The sequence below is a fragment of the Avibacterium sp. 21-586 genome (assembly GCF_026226775.1).
Lineage (GTDB): Bacteria > Pseudomonadota > Gammaproteobacteria > Enterobacterales > Pasteurellaceae > Avibacterium.
The window spans coordinates 465,798-488,445 of record NZ_JAKKOD010000002.1 but is presented as its reverse complement, the minus strand read 5'-3'; the positions used below and the strand labels follow the sequence as shown (position 1 = coordinate 488,445).

Genomic DNA, 22,648 nt, shown 5'->3' with positions numbered 1-22,648 from the left:
CACTTTGAAATTAATGAGTTACAGCAAATTATGCTTGTGGATTCATTACTTCATCAAATGATGCAGATTTCTCAGTTACCTGAGCTTTAGCTAAGACTGCATCAATCGCTTGTTCTTCTAAAACAACGTTACGAATATTGTTCATTAATTCTTTGTTGTTTTTATAGTACTCTACTACTTCTGTTGGTTGTTCATAAGCAGAAGCAATATCTTGAATCATTGTCTCAGTGCGTTCTTCATCCACTTTTAATTCATTTGATGCGATGACTTCAGAAAGCAATAAACCGACTTGAACGCGACGTTTTGCTTGTTCTTCAAATAACTCACGTGGCAATTGTGCTGCTTGTTGTTGGTTGCCACCAAAACGTTGGGCCGCTTGTTGGCGTAGCACGTCAATTTCTTGCTCAACCGCTGCGGCTGGTACATCAATTGGATTTTGTTCAATTAATCCTTCGATAACTTGATTTTTAACACGAGCAGTTAACGCATTTTTCAATTCACGTTGCATATTTTTTGCGATTTCTGCGCGTAAATCTGCTACAGTTTTACTGTTTGGACCAAATTTCGCAATGAATTCATCTGTTAATTCAGGCAACACCATCACTTCTACTTTTTTCAAGGTAATGGCAAATTTCGCCGCTTTGCCTTTTAAGTTTTCTGCGTGATATTCTTCTGGGAAAGTGACATCAATATCAAATTGATCGCCTGCTTTATGACCAACAATACCATCTTCAAAGCCAGGGATCATTCTGCCTTGACCCATTGCTAATACGAAGTCTGTTGCTTTTCCGCCTTCAAATTCTTCGCCATCAACGGTACCAACAAAATCAATCGTTACACGATCATCGGCTTTTGCTGGCTCTTGGGTTTCTTCCCAAGTTGCTTGTTGTTTGCGTAACACATCAACCATTTTATCAATGTCTGCGTCATTGATTTCAACGACAGGTTTTTCTACGTTAATTTGATCTAACCCTTTTAATTCTACTTCTGGATACACTTCAAAAGTTGCAGTGAAAACAAGCTCTTTACCCGCTTCAAACTGTTCAACATTGAAACTTGGACGACCAGCAAGATTCACTTTGCTATCTACAAGCACGTTGAAGAAGTGTTTTTGTAATAAATCACCTAATACATCTTGACGCACAGATGCGCCAAAACGTTTTTCAATAATATGTGGTGGCACTTTACCTTTACGGAAGCCATCTACACGAGCATTTTTTGCGACACGTTTTAATTCTTCACGCACTGCTTGATCTACGGTTTCAGCTGGAACGGTGATAGTTACACGACGCTCAAGACCTTGAGTTGTTTCAATATTAAATGACATTATGTTACCTCAAAATGAATTTGCACTCGGCGAACACTAACACCGAACACGTTAGTAAATAAAAGTTAAAAAGACACCAAATTATAGCGATACAACGCTCGCCAGTCGAGATATTGAGAAATAAAAAACCACAATTGGCTATTTTTTACTCTAAAAAAGAAAAGCCTTACGAAATAAGGCTTTTGCTATGCTATTGATTAAAGTGATTTTGGTAAACGGATTTTCTGACCTGGGAAGATCTTATCCGCATCTTTGATCACCTCTTTGTTTGCCTCAACGATCGCGGTATATTTTGCGCCATTACCATAGTTTTTTTCTGCAATTTTCCAAAGGGTATCGCCTTTTTGGATCACATAAAATTCTTCATCGGTTGCTAAACTTTCACCGCTTTTAATCGCAACGCCATCGACATTCACCGAATTAATGCCTACCACGTTACCAGCCATTAAAATCGCCTTTTCCAATGCTTCAGCAGAGGCCGCATTACCTTCAATTTTCGCGACGCCCTCTTCCACTTTTACAGAAAGATTTTCCACCCCCGGGTTATCTTCTGCAATGTGCTTTTCCACTGCTTCAGAAGCATCTTCTTTTTTAGAGAAAAGTTTTCGCCCAATATCGCCAACAAAATCAAATAAACCCATTTTTAGCTCCTAATGTTGAATAAAAAGTTTAGACCTACCTTAACGAATTATCAGGAATAAGTCTAGATCTGGTGCATAAAACAAAGAAATTTTTCTAAATTTTAGCCTAAAATCTACCGCTCTTTTATAGTCAGATACAGTACTATAATTAAGAAAGCATTTTGACCGCAATTATTAGGCTATCATTCAAATTGTCACGATTAACTACCATTGCTAAATTATATTGGTTTAAAGCTTGATAAAATTGACCCAACGCATTTTCTAGCAAATGCTTCAATTGACATTCGGGATGTAAAGTACAGTGTGGTGAAAGGCAATTCACAATTTGTACGTTGCCTTGTAGTGTGCGTAGCATCTCACCTAAAGGCAAACCTAGCACGCCTTCTGCCAGGCGAATACCGCCACCTTTACCACGACTGGTGACAAGCCATTTTTGTTTCGCCATAAAATGCACGATTTTAACCAGATGATTTTGTGAAAGGTGAAGTTGCTTGGCAAGGCTGGCAATTGTGTGCGAATGTCCCTGTTGACGCGCAAGATAGATCAGCACACGAAAAGCATAATCAGTAAATTTATTAATCTGCATTGCCACTCCTTAAGTGGTGCATTGTAGTCTATTTCACCACTTTGCGCTAGATTAGCGCTTATTCATAAATAATCACTTGCCAGCCTAGCATTAAAAATGTATTTTAAATACATCTTTAATAAACCAAAAGGACTTTCTATGTCATTAACAGCAAATCAAATTGAATTAGTGAAAGCCACTGTGCCTGTACTACGCGAAAACGGGGTTGCACTCACCTCTTATTTTTATAACAGAATGCTTACCAATCACCCTGAGTTAAAACAAGTGTTTAACCTTGGACACCAACGTAGCGGTGCACAAGCACGTTCTTTAGCTAATGCGGTATTAGCTTATGCGGAAAATATTGAAAATCCAGCCGTGTTATTGCCAGCGGTTGAATTAATGGCACATAAACACGTCAGTCTTGATATTCAAGCACCGGATTATGCCATTGTGGGCAATAACTTACTTCATTCTATTAGTGAAGTTTTGCAAATTTCAATGGACGATCCATTAATTGAGGCCTGGACTGCCGCCTACAATCAATTAGCAGATATTTTGATCAGTACAGAAAAAGCCATTTATGATGAACATCAGCAAACTAAAGGCAGTTGGTTAGGCTGGCGTAAGTTTAAAATCGCCAAGAAAGTGGAAGAAAGCAGTGAAATCACGTCTTTCTATTTGCAGCCTGTTGATGGCGGCGATTTGCCAACTTACAAAGCAGGACAATATATCTCGGTGCGTGTTTTCGTTCCAGAATTAGGCTTAAAACAACCTCGTCAATACACCCTTTCGGATAATCCAAAATCAGACTATTTACGTATTTCAGTAAAACGTGAAGATCCAAAAGGCGAGCTAGCAGGTGGCTGGGTTTCCACAACATTACACGGATTAAATGAAGGTGATGAGATTGAAGCAACGGCACCAACAGGTAACTTCTTCTTAATTGATAACAAGAAACCAAATGTCTTTATCAGTGGTGGTGTGGGCTTAACCCCTATGATTGCAATGCTGAATCAGCTCGTAGAGCAAAATGTGCCTTCCCCTGTGAGCTTTATCCACGCTTGCCGTAATGCCGATGTACACGCAATGAAAGCGCATGTTGATGCGGTAAAAGCACAATATCCAAATGTTAGCACCTTTACCGTATATGAAGCGGAAGATCAGCAAGCAGACGCAACTGGACGTTTAGATTTAAGCCAAATTCCAACCGCACTTTTACCCAAAGACGCAGATTACTACCTGTGTGGCCCAATGGCATTTATGCAAGCGCAGTACAAATCGTTAGTAGATTTAGGTGTACCTGCAGAGCATATTCACCTTGAAGCATTTAATACAGGCGGAATTAAATTATAGCAACACTCAGTAAGTGAACTTGCTTAATTGAAAAAATTCGAAAATTTATATTATTGCAATAAAAATGCCATCCGTATTCGTTGAAATAACATTCCACATATACTTGAAGTATGTTATTAAATCTATATGAATGGCGTTTTACTTGGTTCAAAAAATCTTCAACTTAACAAATCTAATTACAGCTTCAAAAAATCAAAGCTGCAATTGATATTAAAATAGGCAAACTTTAGCTCGCTATAAAAAACAAAGAGCAGCCCAATTCATTCTTATCTAACGTTTTTTAATAACGTTCACTTGAATCATTGAATCGTTCAATTTTGGCTCCCAAACCACGCAATTTATCTTCAATATGCTCATAGCCACGATCAATATGATAAATACGATCTACAATGGTTTCACCACTTGCGATACAACCTGCTAGCACCAAACTGATTGAAGCACGTAAATCCGTTGCCATTACTTCCGCACCTGAAAGACTTTCTACACCATGGCAAATCGCGGTATTGCCTTCAATTTCGGCTTTTCCGCCCATACGAATTAATTCTGGAATGTGCATAAAGCGGTTTTCAAAAATAGTTTCGGTAATTTTACTTGTGCCTTCCGCCACCATATTTAATAGGGTGAACTGCGCTTGCATATCTGTTGGAAATCCTGGGTGTGGCATGGTGCGAATATTCACGGCTTTCGGACGTTTGCCTTTCATATCTAGTGTGATGGTATCTTCGGTGATCTCAATTTCTGCACCCGCTTCACGTAATTTATCAATCACCGCATCCAGCGTATCCGCTTTCGTGTTATGGCAGACAATACGCCCACCTGAAATCGCCCCTGCAACAAGGAATGTACCAGTTTCAATACGATCTGCAACCACTGCGTGTTCGCAGCCTGTAAGGCGTTCCACGCCTTCAATAGTAATGGTATCTGTGCCAGCCTCGCTAATTTTCGCGCCCATTTTATTTAAGAATATGGCGGTATCGACAATTTCAGGTTCACGTGCAGCATTTTCAATAATGGTTGTGCCTTGTGCGAGAGTCGCTGCCGTCATAATAGAAAGGGTTGCACCCACGCTCACTTTTTCCATTACAATTCGTGTGCCGACCAAACGTCCACTGGTATGTGCTTTGACATAACCGTCTTCAAGTACAATTTCTGCGCCTAAGCGTTCTAAACCGCTGATATGTAAATCTACTGGACGAGCCCCAATGGCACACCCACCAGGGAGCGAAACCTGTCCTTGATGAAAACGCGCCACAAGTGGGGCCAATGCCCAAATTGAAGCTCGCATTGTTTTTACTAATTCGTAAGGTGCAATAAAATGATTGATTTTTGAGCCATCTAAATACACCACGCCACCGTCTTTTTGCTCAACTTGCATACCAAGCTGACGCAAAATTTTTAGTGTGGTTTCAATATCTTTTAACTCAGGTACATTGGTTAAGGTAACAGGTTCTTCAGCTAAGATTGCAGCAAATAAAATAGGCAATGCGGCATTTTTTGCCCCTGAGATTTTGACATCTCCACTTAAACGAGATTGCCCATAAACACGAAATTTTTGCATATCAACGTCCTAAAAATTAATTAATGGGATTAAGTAAACGCTCGCGTTTCCACTTTTCTTGGGTAAAGGTTTTGATACTTAAGGCGTGGATTTCACCTGAAGAAAAGTATTGCATTAGCGGTGCATAAATGGTTTGTTGCTGTTTTAATCTTGAAAGCCCGGCAATTTCATCATCAATCACAATCACGCCAAAATGCGCATTTTCACCTTGTACATAAACTTCTTCAAGCCCAAGTGCGTCTTTTAAAATTCGTTCAATTTCTTGCGTTTCCATTAATTCTTTCCACTATGTTGTAAAAACGGGTTAATCCATTTTGATAACCCAAAAAGATCAGCCAATGTGAGGAATTGCTCTGGAGGATTTTGAATGATTTGTGTATGTGCTTGCTTTTGACAATGATGGATAAGATCACTCAATAAGGCAAAGCCTGCACTATCAATTCGCGTTAAATCGGCAAGTTCCCAAATAAGTTGCTGGTGCGCAATTTTATCCGTGGATAAAAAAGAATAACGTTGTTCCCACAATGGCAACAACGTTTTTCTGGATAACGCCCCAGTCAAGCGGAGCGTTATCTTATCATCATTTTGTTCAAATGCCCAAGTTAAACTTGAGGTTAAACCTGATGTGTTGTGCATCGATTATTTACCCAATGTAACAGGCACATTTGCCGCTTTTTGCACTTGTTGGGTCAGCACTTCGATACCTCCTTTGCGTAAGGTTGCACTCCATTCTTGTTTTTTGGTATTTACCATACTCACACCTTCAGCTGCCATATCATACACTTGCCACTCTCCCGTTCTACTATTTTTACGCCAGAAAAAGGTTAAATTAATCGGCTGTGCATTATTACTTTTCCCCACCTTCACACGAACGCTCATTTGGTTATCTGAAACGTTTTTCGGCTTTTCAATATCAACCTTTTGATTTTTATACAGTGTTAACACTTGTGCATAAGATTGCTCAACAAATTGATCAAAAGCGGCGAAAAATTTTGTACGCTGCTCTGGCGTTGTGCTTTTAAAATACTGTCCTAATACTAATGATCCCGCATAATTAACGTGTACATAAGGCATTAAATCGTTACGCACAATGGTTCTTAAATAATTTGGGTTTTGTTTAATTTGGCTTTGGCTGTTAGCAATATCGCTAAACAACTTGTCTGATGCCTTTTGCATTAAGTCATAAGGGCTATCATCCGCCATTGCTTGCACTGCAAAAAGTGCGGTGAAAATTACTAATGTTTTGCTTAACCAGTTTGTCATTGTTTGTTTTAACATTGATTCCTCCGTAAAAAGAAATTATTGTTGCGTTTCAGGTTTGCTATCATCAGATTTACTCTTATCCCCATAAAGGAATTGGCCGACTAAATCCTCTAATACCATTGCAGATTTGGTATCCACAATTTTGCTACCGTCTTTGAGCATTTTGGTGGTTTCGCCATCATCAAAACCAATGCTCAACGCAATATATTGTTCACCTAATAAGCCAGAAGTTTTAATTGAAAGCGAGCTGTTGTCAGGAATTTGGTTATATTCTTGATTAATCGCAATCTTCACCATCGGCAAATAAGTTTGTGGATCAAGCTCAATATCACTCACTCGCCCAATTACCACACCGCCAACTTTTAATGGCGCACGCACTTTTAGTCCACCAATATTGTCAAAAGTTGCACTCACTTGGTAAGATTTTGCTTGACTAAATCCTTGCACATTTGCCACTTTTAATCCTAAAAAGACAAAAGCACCAATCGCAAGCAATAAAAATAACCCTACCCCAAATTCATACTTTGCTGTTTGTCGCATAAAAACACCTTAAATTTACACCGCACTTTATTTTGTGCTGTTTTTTAATGAAATGAAACTTCTTAGTTAATCAGCCTGATTAACTCCCACCAAACATTATCGCGGTTAAAACGAAATCTAGCCCAAGCACCACAAGGGAAGCATTTACCACGGTTTTAGTGGTGGCTTTGCTGATGCCTTCAGAAGTTGGCACGCTGTCATAACCATTAAACAGGGCAATCCATACAACGGCAATGGCGAAAAATAGACTCTTAATTAATCCATTGAGAATATCCGTTTTCCAGCTCACTGAGTTTTGCATTACAGACCAAAAACTGCCTGCATCCACGCCTTTCCAATCTACGCCCACCAATGAGCCGCCCCAAATGCCAATGGCGATAAAAATAATAGATAAAATTGGCATTGCAATCACGCCCGCCCAAAAGCGTGGCGAAATCACACGGCGTAGCGGATCAACCGCCATCATTTCAAGGCTAGAAAGCTGTTCGGTGGCTTTCATCAAACCAATTTCTGCGGTTAGCGCAGAACCTGCGCGACCTGCAAATAATAATGCGGTAACCACAGGGCCTAGCTCGCGTAATAAGGAAAGGGCAACCAGTTGCCCAAGGCTGGTTTCGGCAGAAAAATCCACTAGCACCACATAGCCCTGTAGCCCAAGCACCATACCAATAAACAAGCCTGAAAGCATAATAATCAGTAAAGATTGCACGCCCAACACATAAAGCTGTTTAATCAACAACGGAAAATGCTTTCTAATTTGTGGCTGTCCTACTAATGCGCCCCACAGCATAAAACCTGAACGCCCAATGCCTTTGCAAAAATTAATGGCACGGCGCCCCAAGGCGGAAATCATATCACTTATCATCAAATAACTCCTGAACATAATCACCTGCAGGGTAATGGAAACGTACAGGACCGTCTGCTTCACCTTTAATAAACTGTTGCACTTGCGGATCTTGGCTAGCTAACAATTCGGCAGGCGTTCCTTCGGCAATCACTTTTTTATCGGCAATAATGTAGGCATAATCAGCAATGCTTAACACTTCTTTCACATCGTGGGAAACCACAATAGAAGTGAGCTGCAAGGCTTGATTTAAGCGTTTAATCAGGCTCACAATCACGCCCATACTAATCGGATCTTGCCCCGTGAAAGGTTCATCATACATAATTAATTCAGGGTCAAGGGCAATGGTTCGCGCCAAGGCTGCGCGTCTTGCCATACCGCCTGATAATTCAGAGGGCATTAAATCCGCCGCACCGCGTAATCCCACCGCTTGCAATTTCATCAATACCATTTCACGGATTAACTGTTCTGGCAGATTGGTATGCTCACGAATAGGGAACGCCACGTTATCAAAGGTGGACATATCGGTAAACAATGCGCCTGATTGAAAGAGCATTCCAATGCGCTGACGCAATTTATAAAGCTCCGCACGGGACATTTGACAAATATCCTTACCATCGACCAAAATTTCTCCGCTATCAGGTGAAAGTTGCCCACCAATAAGACGCAACAAGGTGGTTTTTCCAATCCCTGACGGCCCCATTATGGCGGTAATTTTTCCCTGTTCAACGCGTAAATTCAGGCGATCATAAATAACACGCTCACCACGCTTAAAAGTAAGATTTTTTACTTCTACAAAAGAATGATTCATTAATCGAATACTTGCCTTGTTTTGATTTTTAATTGAAAGGCAGATCATATTAGATATGCCAAGAAAGTCAAACGGCATTTCGATCTTTACATTCTTTACATTTACAATGGTACACAAAAGGTAATGTGTGCAAAAAAATTCGACAAAAAACCCCCGCACTTTTGCAAGACATTGTTCTTGCTTTTGTCAAATTATGCTATGATCTAGCTTCGTATTAGTCAGGAATATTATTTAATTATGAATATTCGTTGGAATATTATCTTATCAGTGATTGCCTTAGGTCTGTTGACTTGGCTATATAGCCTACAAACAAGCGTTCCAGCTAGAGAGGATTTAATCAAATCCGAAGATAGCCCCGAATACATTGGCAATAAAATGCAAACCACCGTTTTTTCTCCTACAGGCGAAAAACAATATTTTGCACTGGCTGATAAAGTGGAACATTATGACGCTACTGGGAACACTGATTTTCAGCAACCCTTGGTTTATTTATATGATGTACAAGATCAAAACTTAGGTACACAAAGCTGGAAAATCAGTGCAGACAAAGCGCAATTAACTAAAGATGAACACTTATATTTAGAAGGAAATGTATCAGTACAAAGCCTTTTGCCCAATTCGCGTTTACAACGGGTGGATACCGAACGAGCTACGGTAAATTTAAAGACGCAAGATATTCACTCTGATACAATGGCAATCATTACGGGCTTGAATTTTACTTCTCGTGGCGCCAAATTAACTGGTAACTTAAAACAACAAATTGCAACCTTAGCAGAACAGGTGAAAACCCACTATGAAATTAGCAAATAAATCTCTTTTATTTTTTACCGTACTGATGGCTTCAATGTCAGCTTTTGCTTTAAAAAATGATACCAATCAACCGATTAATATTGAATCCAACAACCAATCTTTGGATATGGAAAACCAAACCGTAACCTTTACCGACAATGTAGTGATCACCCAAGGTTCTATTTTGATTAAAGCAGATAAAGTTGTCATTACTCGTCCGCCTGAAAATTCCAACAAAAAAGAAACCGTAGATGCTTATGGACGTCCTGTTACCTTTCATCAAGTATTAGATGACGGCAAGCCTGTGGACGGCAAAGCCAATAAAGTGCATTACGATCTTGGTACAGAATTTTTAACCTTAACAGGCAATGCAGAATTAAAACAGTTAGACAGCAAAATCACAGGGCACTTAATCACCTATGATGTAAAAAAACAGCAATTAAAAGCCTCAGGCTCAAGCAAATCTCGTGTAAGAACTGTTTTGATTCCTGCACAATTAAACAGTAAAAAGAAATAGGATAAGTCTTATGCCAACGCTTTATGCAGAACATTTAGCTAAAAGCTACAAGAGTCGAAAAGTGGTTTCTGATGTCAGTCTAAACGTGAAATCAAATGAGATTGTGGGGTTACTTGGCCCTAATGGGGCAGGCAAAACGACTACATTCTATATGGTTGTTGGCTTGGTGCAACAAGATGAAGGCAAAATTCGCATTGATGATGAAGACATTAGCTTGTTGCCTATGCACGATCGTGCAAGAAAAGGTGTTGGCTATTTACCGCAAGAGGCTTCTATTTTCCGCCGTTTAAGCGTGTACGCCAACCTAATGGCAGTGCTGGAAATTCGTAAAGATCTCAATGCACAACAACGCCGCGAAAGAGCGGAAGAATTAATCGAAGAATTTAACATTGGCCATATTCGCGATAACCTAGGGCAATCCCTTTCAGGTGGGGAACGCCGCCGTGTGGAAATTGCCCGCGCATTAGCCGCTAATCCTAAATTTATTTTATTAGATGAACCTTTTGCTGGGGTCGATCCCATTTCTGTGATTGACATTAAAAAGATTATTATGGATCTGCGTGATCGTGGTTTAGGTGTGCTAATTACCGACCACAACGTGCGCGAAACCCTTGATGTGTGCGAACGTGCTTACATTGTCAGTGCAGGGAAAATGATCGCCACAGGCACACCTGAAGAAGTGATGAATAACGAACAGGTGAAACGGGTTTATCTCGGTGAAGAATTTAAACTATAACTTATGACTAAATTTACACAACTACTACATCCTGAAAACATTCGTCAAGGACTTGTTTGCTCAAGTAAAAAGCGTATTTTTGAGACGATTAGTCGCATTGTTGCTGATCAAATACAGGGGGAAGAAGATCCCGAACACAGCAGTTTTGATTGCTTATTTAACCGTGAAAAGCTTGGTAATTCAGGCTTAGGCAATGGTGTAGCAATGCCAAAAGGACGTTTGCATACAGGCGATAAACCGATTGCCGTATTTTTGCAACTGGCCACGCCTATTGATTATGAAGCCACCGATCACCGTGATGTGGATTTAATTTTTGCCTTGCTCATTCCTTCCGAAGCTTGTGGCGAATTTTCCCAATCCGTATTACCTGAATTCGCGGAAAAATTGTTAGATAAATCCCTCTGCAAGCAGTTAAGAGCGGCACAAAGTGCAGAAGAAATTTGGCAAATTTTTGAATATGCCGATAATCACTCTGATGACGAACAAGACGCCGAACAAAAACGCGATCAAGAAGGCGTGCTAAAAGCCGAATAAGAAAATGTGCAGAATGATAAGCAAAAGATAGGAACGGAATAGTAACAATCATTCAAAGGGAGAAATCAGATGGAGATCATCATTATTAGTGGACGTTCTGGTGCAGGCAAATCCGTTGCCTTGCGTGCCTTAGAAGACATTGGCTACTACTGTGTGGATAATCTCCCCGTTACCCTGCTTCCTGAGCTGGCAACGATTCTGGCGAAAAAGCAATCTTCTGTGGCAATTAGCATTGATATTCGCAATCTTCCTTCTTCAAAAGCAGAGCTAGAACAAAGCCTCGAGCAACTGCAACAAAATCATCAAGTAAAAATTATTTTCCTTGATAGTGAACGCAATGCCCTAATTAAGCGTTATAGCGATTCACGCCGTCTACACCCTCTTTCCATTGAAGCCCTTTCTCTTGAAGGTGCTATTGATGCTGAACAACAATATCTTACCCCACTGATTGATGCAGCCAATTTAATTATTGATACGACTCATCTTTCTACTCACGAACTAGCAGAACACCTACGTGAATTTTTACTCGGGCATAAACAAAAAGAATTAAAAATTATTGTCGAATCTTTTGGCTTTAAATATGGCATTCCGCTAGATGCAGACTATGTTTTTGATGTGCGTTTTCTGCCTAATCCCCATTGGAATCCAGAGCTCCGTCCAATGACTGGGCTAGAACAACCTGTAATAGATTTTCTGAACAAGCATAATGACGTCAACAATTTTATTTATCTCACCCGCAATTATATTGAAACTTGGCTACCAATGTTAAAACACAATAACCGCAGCTATCTCACCATTGCCATTGGTTGCACCGGCGGCAAACACCGTTCTGTTTACATCGCCCAACAAATTGGTGAATATTTCCAAGCCAAAGGGGAAAATGTATTCATTCAACACAAATCCCTAGAAAACTATCAAAAATAAGCCCGCACTTTTGGCAGGCTTATTGTCGTTATTGCGCTTCATTTAATTGAAAGTACATATCACACGCATTCTGAACACCTGCGAAGCAAGCGTGTCCAAAATATTCTCTGGCTTTTAAGGGATCTTGTTTTACCCCGTAGCCTTTAAGATAAGCATCTGCGAGTAATAATAATGCTTGCCAATCACCTTGTTTTGCAGCTTTCTCAAACCATTCTTGCGCCTTAGCATAATCTTGTTTAACGCCCACGCCTTTATGATAATTCAAGCCTAAATTCACTTGCGCTCTAGCATTTCCCTGATCTGCGGCTTTGCGAAGCCATTTTATCGATTCAGTATTATCCTGCTTTACACCTTGCCCCTCAGCATACATTACTGCTAAATTACCTTGCGCTGCGCTATGTCCCTGTTCAGCAGCTTTACGAAACCATTTTACGGCTTCAGCATCATCTTGTTTTATACCTTTTCCATCACGATACATCACACCTAAATTATATTGCGCATCTGGAAATCCCAGCTCTGCCCCCTTCCGAAACCATTTCACTGCTTCAATATCATTTTGTGCCACACCCAGTAGTCCATCACGATACATCACACCTAAATTATATTGCGCATCTGGAGATCCCAGCTCAGCCCCCTTACGAAACCATTTCACCGCCTCAACATCATTTTGTGCCACACCCAGTCCTTCATGATACATCTCACCTAAAAGAAATTGCGCATTTGGATTCCCCTGCTCTGCGGCTTTACGAAACCATTTTATGGCTTCAGCATCATCTCGTTTTTCCCCTCTCCCTTCCAAATATATCATGCCCAAATTAACTTGCGCTACGCTATATCCCTGCTCTGCGGCTTTGCGAAACCATTTTACGGCTTCAGTATCATCTTGTTTTTCTCCTCTCCCTTCCAAATATATCAAGCCCAAATTAACTTGCGCCATTACTTCTCCCCGTTCTGCGGCTTTGCGAAACCATTTCACGGCCTCAGCATCATCTCGTTTTATACCTTGTCCATTTTGATACATTAAACCTAAATTAAATTGGGCTTCTAAAACCCCCTGCTTTTCCAATGATTGGAATAATTTAAATGCCGTTTCAAAATCCTTGTTATAGACTGCGTCTAAGGCTTGTTCGAATTGCATTTCTTGCTCATCTGTGTAAGCATAAGCCACTTGCGCTAAGCCTAGTACAGAAAAAGAAAAAAGTACGGTTGTTAAAAGTGTTTTGGTAAATTTCATTGTGTGTTCCTGATTTAACTATTCCAAGCTATCCAACATTAACCCAAACCAATCCTGCATTATGCTGGTCATTGCGTTTAAGTCGAGTTGCGCTAATTCTTGTTCGCTTAGCACGCGTTGCCAATATTTATCTTCTTGTTTAAAGCCATAATCGTTGCCATAAATGCTTTCGTGTAAGATGGCAAAGCATTTTTGTTGGATTATGGCTTCATCATCTTTGCCTTTTTCATTTTTGAGCGCGCTGAAATAAGCGCGCAGATTAGTTGTTAGCACTAAGCAAGGGGATTGCAGGGCTTGAACATAGGCTTCCAGATAACATTGTAATTGCGCAAGTGCGGTGTTTTTTTGCAGAATTTTAAACCGCACTTGTTCGCCTTTGGCGTAACTATGGGCTGGGGCGACATTTTCTTGCGTGGCACATTGCACTAAGTAATAGATCCAGTTTTCAATCAGATCTTTATCGCGAATTTTTCCTCCTACACGCCAAGTTACTCTCTCCATTTTCCCCTTTGATGCGCCGTCAGACAAAGGATAAAGCTGATTGATTACGCCCGTCAAGCACAAGGTTTGGGTTGGAAGTGTGAAATCCAGCTCCACTGCCAAGCTTTGGCTTTCTTGCGTGAAATAGTCTGCCACCTCTTTTTTCAGATCGCAAATATCTTGGCTAAGTTTTTGCCCTTGCACTTCAGCAAAAGCGCCCCTTGGCATTACGCCTTTGATTTGTAACTGGCGGAAAAATTGGCTAAATTCATCATCGTTGAGATAAAGCAGTTGCTGGTTAATGGCATAGCGTTCCAAGTTATCGAAATCAAAATTTTCTGTATCCCTTAAGGCACTTTCTTCATTTCGCAGGTGAATGCCTAAAATCTGCTCTAGGAAAAATCGGATCGGATGCTGCACAAAGGCGATAAGCTGGCTTAACGCCACTGTTTGCACCCGATGATCATTATTCAATGGCTGAATAAAACCCTGTTCTTGTTGGGTGGTTTTATTCACTAATGGCAACCAGTTACGCGCAAAAGTGCGGTGTTTTTGGCTGAAATTTTTCTCGCTAAAGGCGGTCATTGGGTGATGTATCACCAATTTTTTACGCCAATATTCATTTGGATTTTCGTTCCCATCATTCTCAGGTAATGGCAAGTTTTCTGCCACATAATCCAATAATTGATTTACCAGCACGGAAGGTTCTTTCGGCTCATCGTCAATGATTGAATGCCCGACATAACTGAGATAGAAATAATCTTGCGCAGAAACGAGCGCTTCAAGGAAGAGATAACGATCATCATCTCGTTTGAAGCGATCCCCTTTTTGTTTATGATATTGCATAAGATCAAAGCTATTTGGCGTGCTTTGGCGTGGGTACTCCCCTTCATTCATTCCCAGCAAACACACCACACGGAATGGGATTGATCGCATTGGCAATAAGGTGCAAAAATTCACTTTCCCCGCCAAAAAACGTAAGTTATGCGGATTTTCTTGCAAATAGCCACTCATCACTTCCGCCACCACTTCTGCGCCAAGCGGTTGTTCAAATTGCACATTGACCAAAGGCTCAGCAAAGGTTTCAATGCAATCATTGAGATACCATTGTGTTTCTTGGCTCGTTTCATCAAATTGGAAAAAGGTTTCCACCAATTGGAATAAGGCTTGCTGCCATTGCTCAACAGAATGCTCGCCGCAAAGTGTTTGATACCATTGATAAAGTTGTTCAATAAATTCCGCTAAATAGCCTGCTAATTGCCCTTTTAAGCCGTAACTATTATCAAAACCAAGGCTGTCTTGCCAAATACCATTTTCTTCACGCATTGCATAGCCGAGCAACATTCGCTCCAGCCCTGCTTTCCACGCGTTATAATTTTCTTGCGCCACGCCCTGATATTTTTCCAAGCCAAAGCGAATGCCTGAATGTTGCACCCAATGATGAATATAAGGCAGATCTTCAAGCCCAATATGAAAACGAGTGCGAATACTTGGAATATCAAGAAAATCCAACACATCTTGCGCGCTAAACAGGCTTTCTTTCAGGTTTAATAATTTGATGAAAGCCGATACAATCACATCATTTTCCGACAATTTATTATCCGAAATGGAAAATGGAATATAAGGCTTACCTTGCTCAAAAACCGCGCGAATATAAGGGGTATATTTATCAATATCGGCCACCATTACCACCACATCTTTTGGCGTTAGGCTCGGATCTTGATTAAACAAATGCAGTAAATAATCCTGCAAGGCTTCCACTTCTCGCATTGCGCTATAACAGGCGTGAATGGAAAAAGAAGGATCCTGCGGTGCAAAATGCAACGGCTCAATACCTGTTGGCGTGAGCGTTAAAATCCGTTGCTGAATTTGATGTAATAAGCTGTCTTCTGCCAATTCTACATAGGCATTGATTTCATTACTTTGCAGATCGGTGAGCAGATAAAGGAAATCGCGCCCTTGTTTGCCCCAAGAAGAAAGTAATGGGTTGCCCACTTGCAACATTTCTTGCTCGGCGGTGCGTTCGTACTGCTCTTGCTCTAACAGTGCAATTTGCTGATGAGAAAATAATGGGTTAGCTTGTTGGCTTTGTTGATCGGTGCGGGAACGCTGTTGCAATTTTTGCCAATATTGCTTATCGACAATATCTCCCCAATACTCACGGCAAGGATTGGTAAAAAATAAATGCACATCACAAAATTCGCTGATACCGTTGAGAATTTCCAAATACACTTTTGGCAGGGCTGAAATACCCAAAATAAATATCCGTTTCGGCAGTTTTAATGGTGCTTTTTCCCCTAGTAACTGAAGAAATTGTTGGTGTAAATGCGCCCTGTGCCAAACTTCTTCGCTGCCATTTTGCTGTTGAATTTCAGCCACTAACGCACGCCACAAAATGCCTTGCCATTCAATATGGCGTACAATTTGATCGGCTAACTGTTGTTTATCTTCGCTTTTCTGTGCCACAATTTGTTGTGCGATTCGGCTGTCTGCATTTTTTTCCCACTCACTGATCCAATCTGGGCGATACACCAGATATTGGTCAAATAAATCTGCCACTTTTTCCGCTAATTGATACAGTCTTTGCTGTGCCGATTGTGGTGCAGAATTGAGATAATCACGCAATGGTGCAAAGGCAGGTTGTGATAAATATTGTGGGATCAATCGCATTAAGCGCCATACAATCTGTGCTTTGGCAAATTGATTCTGCTGCGTTACATTAAATAAATTATCGCAATAAAGTTGCCAAATAAAAGTCGCTGGCATAGGAAATTGTAGATTCGCTGAAATTCCTTGCTTTTCCGCAATTTGCCATTGCAACCACTGCGCCATTCCGGGGCTTTGTACCAAAATAATTTCCGACTGCAACGGATCGTCCAACGGCATTGTTTTCATTAAATGCAGTAGGATCTCTTTTTGTGTTTCAAGCAAATTGGAATAATAAACGGTTAGCACAGAATTTCCTTTTATAAGCTGGTTTCCCCTGTGGGATAACGCACAGTAACTTTATTTTTATGACAATGAAGATGAAAAATAAGCTGATTTTGTTCAATTTGAGTTTGACAACTCAACCCCGTAAACAGGCGTTGCTGCTGATTATGCGCAATAGAAATGGCTTGTAAATCTTGATAAATTTTCACCGCACTTTGCCGCTGGTGCGTCAGCCATTGATTAATGGACAAAAAAATACCACTAAATAGGGTTAAAGTCATTAGCAAAGAAAATAAATTCATTCCTTTGTATTTTAGCGGTCTATAAAGGCTCGAAATCATACCAGCTCCTTGTTGCTAGCCGCCAAAAGCGATAAGCCTGAACCACTTCTTGTAGCGTTTTCTTATTGTAAACCAATTTCACATTTTCCCCTTGATGTAATTGCCCTTGCGTAATCACAGCACCACGAATTTCCCCTTTGCCAGATAAAGTTAAATCACCCTCCGCCACAATCACCGCATAAATATTGCCGTTGATTTCCCAATGTTTCTCGCGTTCAGAAAACCAATAAAGGGGATATTTGCTGATATTTTCTTGCTGTAAAAGTTTGGCAAACAAAGGCGTGATCTCAGGATCAAAATATTGCGAAAATTGCCCCGCACTTATGCCACGACTTGGCGTTTTCTGAAATAGGCTTATTCGCTCGCACCAAGCAAAATGTGCGGCCTCATCAAAAGTGCGGTGGTTTTTTGTTGGATTTTTAAGCTCAAGACGATAGACAGAATCCGCATAATCTAAGGGTAATTTTCCACATTCTTGCTGCAGATTTTGGCTGCTTATTGGCAAGAGCGCTACATCATTTTCCACATAATATTTTTGCTGCGCATTCATTGCTCGATAAAAATGCAGTTCTTCTTGATTAAACAACATTGCGATCATCAATAATGAACTAAGCAACAACAATAAGGTTAGGGTAACAATGCCTTTTTGTGCCTTCATTCTGCACCGCCTTGATTGAGCAAGGGAATAACAATTTCGCTTTCATATTGAATATGCGGTTGTTTGATAAGTTGCCCTTTTAACTGTGCGACAAGTAACAAAGGTTCTTTTAACCACTGCAAAGAAAAATGGGTGATCGCAATTTCACGATCATCAAGCAGATCCACCCAGCCACCTTTCTCACAAGCAGGTTGCTGAATGTAAGTTTGACATTCTTCTTTTGTGCATTTTTGCTTAACGGTGTTTTTATAAGTTAAACGCGTTTCTAGCATTTTTTGCTTTAGGCGATAACCAAACAATTCACGTTCGATTTCCTTTGCTCGATTTTTACCATTTTCAACGCATAGTCCTTTGGTATAGGTAGAACCAATGCAACCTGAATTATCCAAATCATAGAAAAATAACACGCAGCTATTCGGCTTTTCTCCCATAGCTTGGCTAACAACAAGACTTGTGCCTTGGCTGTCTTGTTCAAACAAGGCGAAGTTATCCACTTTACGTTTTCCTACGGCTGCTCGAAACCCCGTACGGCGTAAATCTTTGCCGATTAATTGCAGAGTTCTTTCTATTTCAGCTTGTAAAAACAGCCGTGCATTCATTTGCTGAATTTGCCATTGGCTATGTTGATAAAATTTTACTATGCCAATTAATAATAAGCTGGATACAGCCAAGGCAATCATCAATCCTAGCAAACTTTGCCCTTTCAAATAGCCGTTCATCTAAGGCTCTCCACAGGCACTAAGTGAATTTCCCTGTTTTAGTTTTAGGCTACCCACATTAAAAAAAGAAAATAAGGTTTTCGCTTGCCCTGCTTGTAACAAAAAACAATCCGCTTGAATGGTGTTGCGGATACCGCTGAATCTAGCCATTTCTTGCGGAAAATAATGTTTACTGCTAATCATCGTTTGCTTTGGAAACAAGGGTTGATAAATATTCGCCATTAACTCGTCTGCGCATAAGTGCGGTTGTAAACAGTTGCATATTTTTTCATTTTTGACTTGAGCGGCAATGCACCATTTTTGACTTGTCAGATCGCGATTTGCCACTAAAAACCATACTTGATTAGAATTTTCAACGCGCCGTTGAATGGTACGGAAAAATAAATATAAGCGCTGTTGCTCTTTGCCTAACATCCATTGTTCCTGATTCTGTTGCCATACAGGCAAGGCTGTAACCAATAGCATACTGGAAATCAATAGCACGATAAGAAACTCTAATAGCGTGAAGCCTTTCATTGTAGCCATAATAAAAACGCGGATTTTTCAACCGCACTTTGCCTTTTTCTGTCTGTAATTTCTATACACAAGCCTAACAAGTGCGGTGCTTTTTTAGAAGGAAATGAAGAAAGTTTTGGAATCAAGATCGCGAAAATAATGAGAAAACAAGAATAAAACGTAAGAATGCAATACAGCAAAAATAATAAGATGGAAAATAGATTGTTATGAAATCTAGTGGATAAATTGATGATGGTGGGTCGTGAAGGATTCGAACCTTCGACCAACGGATTAAAAGTCCGCTGCTCTACCGACTGAGCTAACGACCCTAAGTATATTTAATTGCTTTGAGTTGGTGGGTCGTGAAGGATTCGAACCTTCGACCAACGGATTAAAAGTCCGCTGCTCTACCGACTGAGCTAACGACCCTAAATATATTTAGGCTGTTACGTTTGATTGGTGGGTCGTGAAGGATTCGAACCTTCGACCAACGGATTAAAAGTCCGCTGCTCTACCGACTGAGCTAACGACCCTAATGACTATCATTAAGTAACGGAGGCTTATAATACTGTTTTTATTTTAATAATCAATAAAAATTTTTTATTTTTGTTTTATTTGAACGAATAAACAACAAATATACTGGGAGTTGGTTCTTCTATCGCTTATTATTCAAAGGTTTTATAGTTAGACTAATCTGATTTGTCTCTTTAAAAATATATAACAAAAAATATAACAAAAATATAATCTGAGACACCCTATCCCCTATTAAGTTAAGCCTTATCTTATAGATAATAATTATCTTTATCTATACGTTGGCATAGCAATAATATGATATTTATATCATTCTAATAGAAAATAGATAATTGTCATGGCGTCCATGCCATGACAATTATGAATGTTTTGTCGGTAGTTATATTTATCGTAATGGGAAGGTTTTATGTCATAGCCCCAATACATTATCCAACCAAATAACCAGCTGCTTTAACCACAATATCAATAGCATTCTGCTCGGTTTGATGGATAGTTTCCTCATTTGGGATTTCTTGCTGTGTGCGGTTTACGATTGCACCAGCCACCATACCTGCACGCAAGCCTAGGGCTGAACACATTGTAAATAAAGTGGCACTTTCCATTTCATAGTTCATTACATTTAACTCTTGCCATTGCTTTAATGAACCTTGATAGTGGCGATAAATTTTGCCGGTGTAAGTGTCGTAGCGTTCTTGCCCTGGGTAGAAGGTATCTGATGACGCGGTGATACCAATATGCACTTTCGCTTTATCATTTTCTAATGCCGCTTTGTGGAGCATTGAAGTGCAAGTAAAATCCGCTACCGCTGGATATTCTAATGGCGCGAAATGGCGGCTTGCTCCATCTAAACGTACCGCCCCAGTGGTGATCAAAATATCACCCACATTAATATGCGGTTGAATCGCACCTGTTGTGCCAATGCGTAGAAAAGTACGCACACCTAATTGCGCTAACTCTTCTACCGCGATAGAAACGGAAGGCCCACCAATCCCTGTGGAACAGACCACCACGGCTTTGCCATTAAGATAGCCAAGCCAGGAAGTAAATTCCCTGGTCGAGGCTAAAAATTTTGGATTTTCCAATAAACGAGCAATACGCTCAACACGTTCTGGCGCGCCAGGAACAATGGCAAGTTGCGCGCCGTCTAACATTGCTTTAGTTAAGCCTAAGTGAAAAACATCAGACATAATGACTCCTATTTTATTTATAGATGAATGAGCTATGGAGTAATATCACGCAAAATCGGATTTTGCATTGAAATCAAGGTTTCGGTAGATTGAATTTCATCAATCAACTGAATTTTGGTTGCTAATACAGAATGAAGTTCTGCAATGGTGTGGGTCATCACCTTAATGAAAATGGAATAATTCCCCGTGGTATAATAAGCCTCCACCACTTCTTCAAATTTCTCTAATTTTTCAATAACCTTATCATAATCTTTCGCACTTTTGAGAATGATACCAATGAAACAACATACATCATAACCTAATTTACGTTGATCAATACGGATCTTTGTCCCTTGAATAATGCCTGCTTGGCGCATTTTTTCTACACGAACATGAATTGTCCCAGGACTTACACCAAAATTCTTCGCCATTTCAGCATAAGGCGTACGTGCATCCTTAAGCAACACACGCAAAATTTGTCTATCTAAGTTATCAATATTGTACATTCTCTTTTTCCAAAATTAAATTTTATTTAAAATAATACACTTTTTTTTATAAAAAAAACACCATCAATCCATTTTTTATCAACAGGTATTGAATCTTACCCTTGTCTTGTTAAATAATACGCAACGAAAATCAAAATTCATAATAAAAAGGTTCATATAATGAAAAAATCATTTATTTTACAACAACAAGAAATTAGCTTTGCTAAGAACACATTTACCCAAAAACTTTTGCAACATTTAGGTATTGTAGAAGTTCAAGGTCCTATCCTAAGCCAAGTTGGCAATGGTATTCAAGATAATCTTTCAGGAACAGAGAAAGCAGTTCAAGTAAATGTGAAGCAGATCACAGATGCTACCTTTGAAGTAGTTCACTCTTTAGCCAAATGGAAACGCCACACCCTTGCTCGTTTTGGTTTTGCAGAAGGGGAAGGCTTATTTGTGCATATGAAAGCCTTACGCCCAGATGAAGATAGCCTCGATCAAACCCACTCTGTATATGTTGATCAATGGGATTGGGAAAAAGTGATCCCTGCAGGCCGCCGCAATCTGGCCTACTTAAAAGAAACCGTGCGTTCGATTTATCAAGCAATTTTAGAAACCGAAGAAGCAGTAAGTGAAAAATTCGATTTAGCACGATTCTTACCGCAAGAAATCACCTTCATCCACAGTGAAGATTTAGTGAAACGCTACCCCGACCTGAACGATAAAGAGCGTGAGAATGCTATTTGTAAGGAATATGGCGCTGTGTTCTTAATTGGTATTGGCGGTGAATTATCAGATGGTAAACCGCACGATAAGCGTGCACCAGACTATGATGACTGGACAACCGTTTCTGAAGGAGAATACAAAGGGTTAAATGGCGATATTTTAGTTTGGAATCCAACTCTAGCACGCGCTTTTGAACTTTCTTCAATGGGTATCCGAGTCGATGAAACTGCGTTACGCAAACAGCTTGCCATTACAGGTGATGAAGATCGCTTAAAATTTGAATGGCACCAAGATTTGATAAATGGTCGTTTACCACTGTCTATCGGTGGTGGTATCGGTCAATCTCGTTTAGCAATGTTACTATTACATAAAAAACACATTGGTGAAGTGCAATCAAGTGTATGGCCAAAATCAGTAATGGAAGAGTTTGATAATATCCTTTAATTTATTATCCAAATAAAAAAGAGCGGTGAA

Annotated in this window: 25 protein-coding genes and 3 tRNA genes; 7 read left to right on the top strand and 21 right to left on the bottom strand. The window is 40.1% G+C overall.

Going from position 1 to position 22,648, the window contains the following annotated elements:
* Positions 1 to 28 precede the first annotated feature (28 nt).
* From tig to L5B71_RS10080, 3 genes are all read right to left on the bottom strand, one after another.
* A complete protein-coding gene (tig, locus tag L5B71_RS10090) occupies positions 29 to 1,327 on the bottom strand; it encodes a trigger factor (protein ID WP_265758245.1) in 1,299 nt (432 codons plus the stop codon).
* A gap of 197 nt (positions 1,328 to 1,524) precedes the next feature.
* Positions 1,525 to 1,968 carry a peptidoglycan-binding protein LysM gene (lysM, locus tag L5B71_RS10085; RefSeq protein ID WP_265758244.1) on the bottom strand — a complete coding sequence of 148 codons (444 nt, stop codon included), beginning with the start codon at positions 1,966 to 1,968 and terminating at the stop codon, positions 1,525 to 1,527.
* A gap of 148 nt (positions 1,969 to 2,116) precedes the next feature.
* Positions 2,117 to 2,554, bottom strand: a complete 438-nt coding sequence (locus L5B71_RS10080) for an RrF2 family transcriptional regulator (RefSeq protein ID WP_265758243.1) — start codon at positions 2,552 to 2,554, stop codon at positions 2,117 to 2,119.
* Between the two features lie 138 nt (positions 2,555 to 2,692).
* Here L5B71_RS10080 and hmpA point away from each other — a divergent pair, with 138 nt between their 5' ends.
* On the top strand, positions 2,693 to 3,889 hold the full coding sequence (gene hmpA / locus L5B71_RS10075; RefSeq protein WP_265758242.1) for an NO-inducible flavohemoprotein: 1,197 nt from the start codon (positions 2,693 to 2,695) through the stop codon (positions 3,887 to 3,889).
* A gap of 280 nt (positions 3,890 to 4,169) precedes the next feature.
* On the opposite strand, the gene murA is transcribed toward hmpA, so the two are convergent.
* The 7 genes from murA to mlaF all read right to left on the bottom strand — a co-directional run bounded on the left by murA (position 4,170) and on the right by mlaF (position 8,905).
* The gene (gene murA, locus L5B71_RS10070; protein WP_265758241.1) at positions 4,170 to 5,447 is read right to left on the bottom strand and encodes a UDP-N-acetylglucosamine 1-carboxyvinyltransferase; all 1,278 of its coding nucleotides are present in this window, start codon (positions 5,445 to 5,447) and stop codon (positions 4,170 to 4,172) included.
* A gap of 16 nt (positions 5,448 to 5,463) precedes the next feature.
* The gene (locus L5B71_RS10065) at positions 5,464 to 5,721 is read right to left on the bottom strand and encodes a BolA family protein (protein WP_265758240.1); all 258 of its coding nucleotides are present in this window, start codon (positions 5,719 to 5,721) and stop codon (positions 5,464 to 5,466) included.
* A complete protein-coding gene (locus L5B71_RS10060; RefSeq protein ID WP_265758239.1) occupies positions 5,721 to 6,083 on the bottom strand; it encodes an STAS domain-containing protein in 363 nt (120 codons plus the stop codon). The genes L5B71_RS10065 and L5B71_RS10060 overlap by 1 nt, the downstream gene beginning before the upstream one ends.
* Positions 6,084 to 6,086: 3 nt before the next feature.
* Positions 6,087 to 6,725 (bottom strand): phospholipid-binding protein MlaC, encoded by a 639-nt coding sequence (mlaC, locus tag L5B71_RS10055; RefSeq protein WP_265758238.1) that lies wholly within the window; start codon positions 6,723 to 6,725, stop codon positions 6,087 to 6,089.
* 21 nt (positions 6,726 to 6,746) lie between these two features.
* Positions 6,747 to 7,250: an outer membrane lipid asymmetry maintenance protein MlaD gene (mlaD, locus tag L5B71_RS10050; protein ID WP_265758237.1), complete on the bottom strand. Its 504-nt coding sequence runs from the start codon at positions 7,248 to 7,250 to the stop codon at positions 6,747 to 6,749.
* 79 nt (positions 7,251 to 7,329) lie between these two features.
* The gene (mlaE, locus tag L5B71_RS10045) at positions 7,330 to 8,115 is read right to left on the bottom strand and encodes a lipid asymmetry maintenance ABC transporter permease subunit MlaE (protein WP_265758236.1); all 786 of its coding nucleotides are present in this window, start codon (positions 8,113 to 8,115) and stop codon (positions 7,330 to 7,332) included.
* Positions 8,105 to 8,905, bottom strand: coding sequence for a phospholipid ABC transporter ATP-binding protein MlaF (mlaF, locus tag L5B71_RS10040; RefSeq protein WP_265758235.1), 801 nt, complete (start codon positions 8,903 to 8,905; stop codon positions 8,105 to 8,107). The genes mlaE and mlaF overlap by 11 nt, the downstream gene beginning before the upstream one ends.
* Positions 8,906 to 9,142: 237 nt before the next feature.
* On the opposite strand from mlaF, the gene lptC reads away from it, so the two are divergent.
* From lptC to rapZ, 5 genes are all read left to right on the top strand, one after another.
* Entirely contained in the window at positions 9,143 to 9,715 is a 573-nt protein-coding gene (lptC, locus tag L5B71_RS10035) for an LPS export ABC transporter periplasmic protein LptC (protein ID WP_265758234.1), read from the top strand.
* Positions 9,699 to 10,211, top strand: coding sequence for a lipopolysaccharide transport periplasmic protein LptA (gene lptA / locus L5B71_RS10030; protein ID WP_265758233.1), 513 nt, complete (start codon positions 9,699 to 9,701; stop codon positions 10,209 to 10,211). Before lptC ends, lptA begins: the two co-directional genes overlap by 17 nt.
* Before the next feature lie 10 nt (positions 10,212 to 10,221).
* Complete coding sequence (lptB, locus tag L5B71_RS10025; RefSeq protein WP_265758232.1) at positions 10,222 to 10,947, top strand: LPS export ABC transporter ATP-binding protein; 726 nt, start codon at positions 10,222 to 10,224, stop codon at positions 10,945 to 10,947.
* Between the two features lie 3 nt (positions 10,948 to 10,950).
* Positions 10,951 to 11,481, top strand: a complete 531-nt coding sequence (ptsN, locus tag L5B71_RS10020) for a PTS IIA-like nitrogen regulatory protein PtsN (protein WP_265758231.1) — start codon at positions 10,951 to 10,953, stop codon at positions 11,479 to 11,481.
* A gap of 69 nt (positions 11,482 to 11,550) precedes the next feature.
* The gene (gene rapZ, locus L5B71_RS10015; RefSeq protein WP_265758230.1) at positions 11,551 to 12,405 is read left to right on the top strand and encodes an RNase adapter RapZ; all 855 of its coding nucleotides are present in this window, start codon (positions 11,551 to 11,553) and stop codon (positions 12,403 to 12,405) included.
* 28 nt (positions 12,406 to 12,433) lie between these two features.
* Here the strand turns inward: rapZ and L5B71_RS10010 are convergent, their stop codons facing one another.
* From L5B71_RS10010 to asnC, 11 genes are all read right to left on the bottom strand, one after another.
* Entirely contained in the window at positions 12,434 to 13,639 is a 1,206-nt protein-coding gene (locus L5B71_RS10010; protein ID WP_265758229.1) for an SEL1-like repeat protein, read from the bottom strand.
* An 18-nt stretch (positions 13,640 to 13,657) separates the two neighbouring features.
* The gene (gene recC, locus L5B71_RS10005; RefSeq protein WP_265758227.1) at positions 13,658 to 17,074 is read right to left on the bottom strand and encodes an exodeoxyribonuclease V subunit gamma; all 3,417 of its coding nucleotides are present in this window, start codon (positions 17,072 to 17,074) and stop codon (positions 13,658 to 13,660) included.
* Positions 17,075 to 17,085: 11 nt separating this feature from the next.
* Entirely contained in the window at positions 17,086 to 17,391 is a 306-nt protein-coding gene (locus L5B71_RS10000; RefSeq protein ID WP_265758226.1) for a DUF5374 domain-containing protein, read from the bottom strand.
* Entirely contained in the window at positions 17,372 to 18,049 is a 678-nt protein-coding gene (locus L5B71_RS09995) for a DUF2572 family protein (RefSeq protein WP_265758224.1), read from the bottom strand. Before L5B71_RS09995 ends, L5B71_RS10000 begins: the two co-directional genes overlap by 20 nt.
* Positions 18,046 to 18,768, bottom strand: a complete 723-nt coding sequence (locus tag L5B71_RS09990; protein WP_265758223.1) for a PulJ/GspJ family protein — start codon at positions 18,766 to 18,768, stop codon at positions 18,046 to 18,048. The genes L5B71_RS09995 and L5B71_RS09990 overlap by 4 nt, the downstream gene beginning before the upstream one ends.
* Positions 18,769 to 19,293 carry a type II secretion system protein gene (locus tag L5B71_RS09985; RefSeq protein WP_265758222.1) on the bottom strand — a complete coding sequence of 175 codons (525 nt, stop codon included), beginning with the start codon at positions 19,291 to 19,293 and terminating at the stop codon, positions 18,769 to 18,771. It lies immediately after the preceding gene.
* Between the two features lie 223 nt (positions 19,294 to 19,516).
* Positions 19,517 to 19,592: transfer RNA gene (locus L5B71_RS09980), tRNA-Lys, on the bottom strand.
* A 24-nt stretch (positions 19,593 to 19,616) separates the two neighbouring features.
* Positions 19,617 to 19,692, bottom strand: a tRNA-Lys gene (locus tag L5B71_RS09975).
* Positions 19,693 to 19,720: 28 nt separating this feature from the next.
* Positions 19,721 to 19,796: transfer RNA gene (locus L5B71_RS09970), tRNA-Lys, on the bottom strand.
* 423 nt (positions 19,797 to 20,219) lie between these two features.
* The gene (udp, locus tag L5B71_RS09965; protein ID WP_265758221.1) at positions 20,220 to 20,981 is read right to left on the bottom strand and encodes a uridine phosphorylase; all 762 of its coding nucleotides are present in this window, start codon (positions 20,979 to 20,981) and stop codon (positions 20,220 to 20,222) included.
* 32 nt (positions 20,982 to 21,013) lie between these two features.
* Positions 21,014 to 21,466 (bottom strand): transcriptional regulator AsnC, encoded by a 453-nt coding sequence (asnC, locus tag L5B71_RS09960; RefSeq protein WP_265758220.1) that lies wholly within the window; start codon positions 21,464 to 21,466, stop codon positions 21,014 to 21,016.
* 159 nt (positions 21,467 to 21,625) lie between these two features.
* Here asnC and asnA point away from each other — a divergent pair, with 159 nt between their 5' ends.
* Complete coding sequence (gene asnA / locus L5B71_RS09955; protein WP_265758219.1) at positions 21,626 to 22,618, top strand: aspartate--ammonia ligase; 993 nt, start codon at positions 21,626 to 21,628, stop codon at positions 22,616 to 22,618.
* Positions 22,619 to 22,648 lie beyond the last annotated feature (30 nt).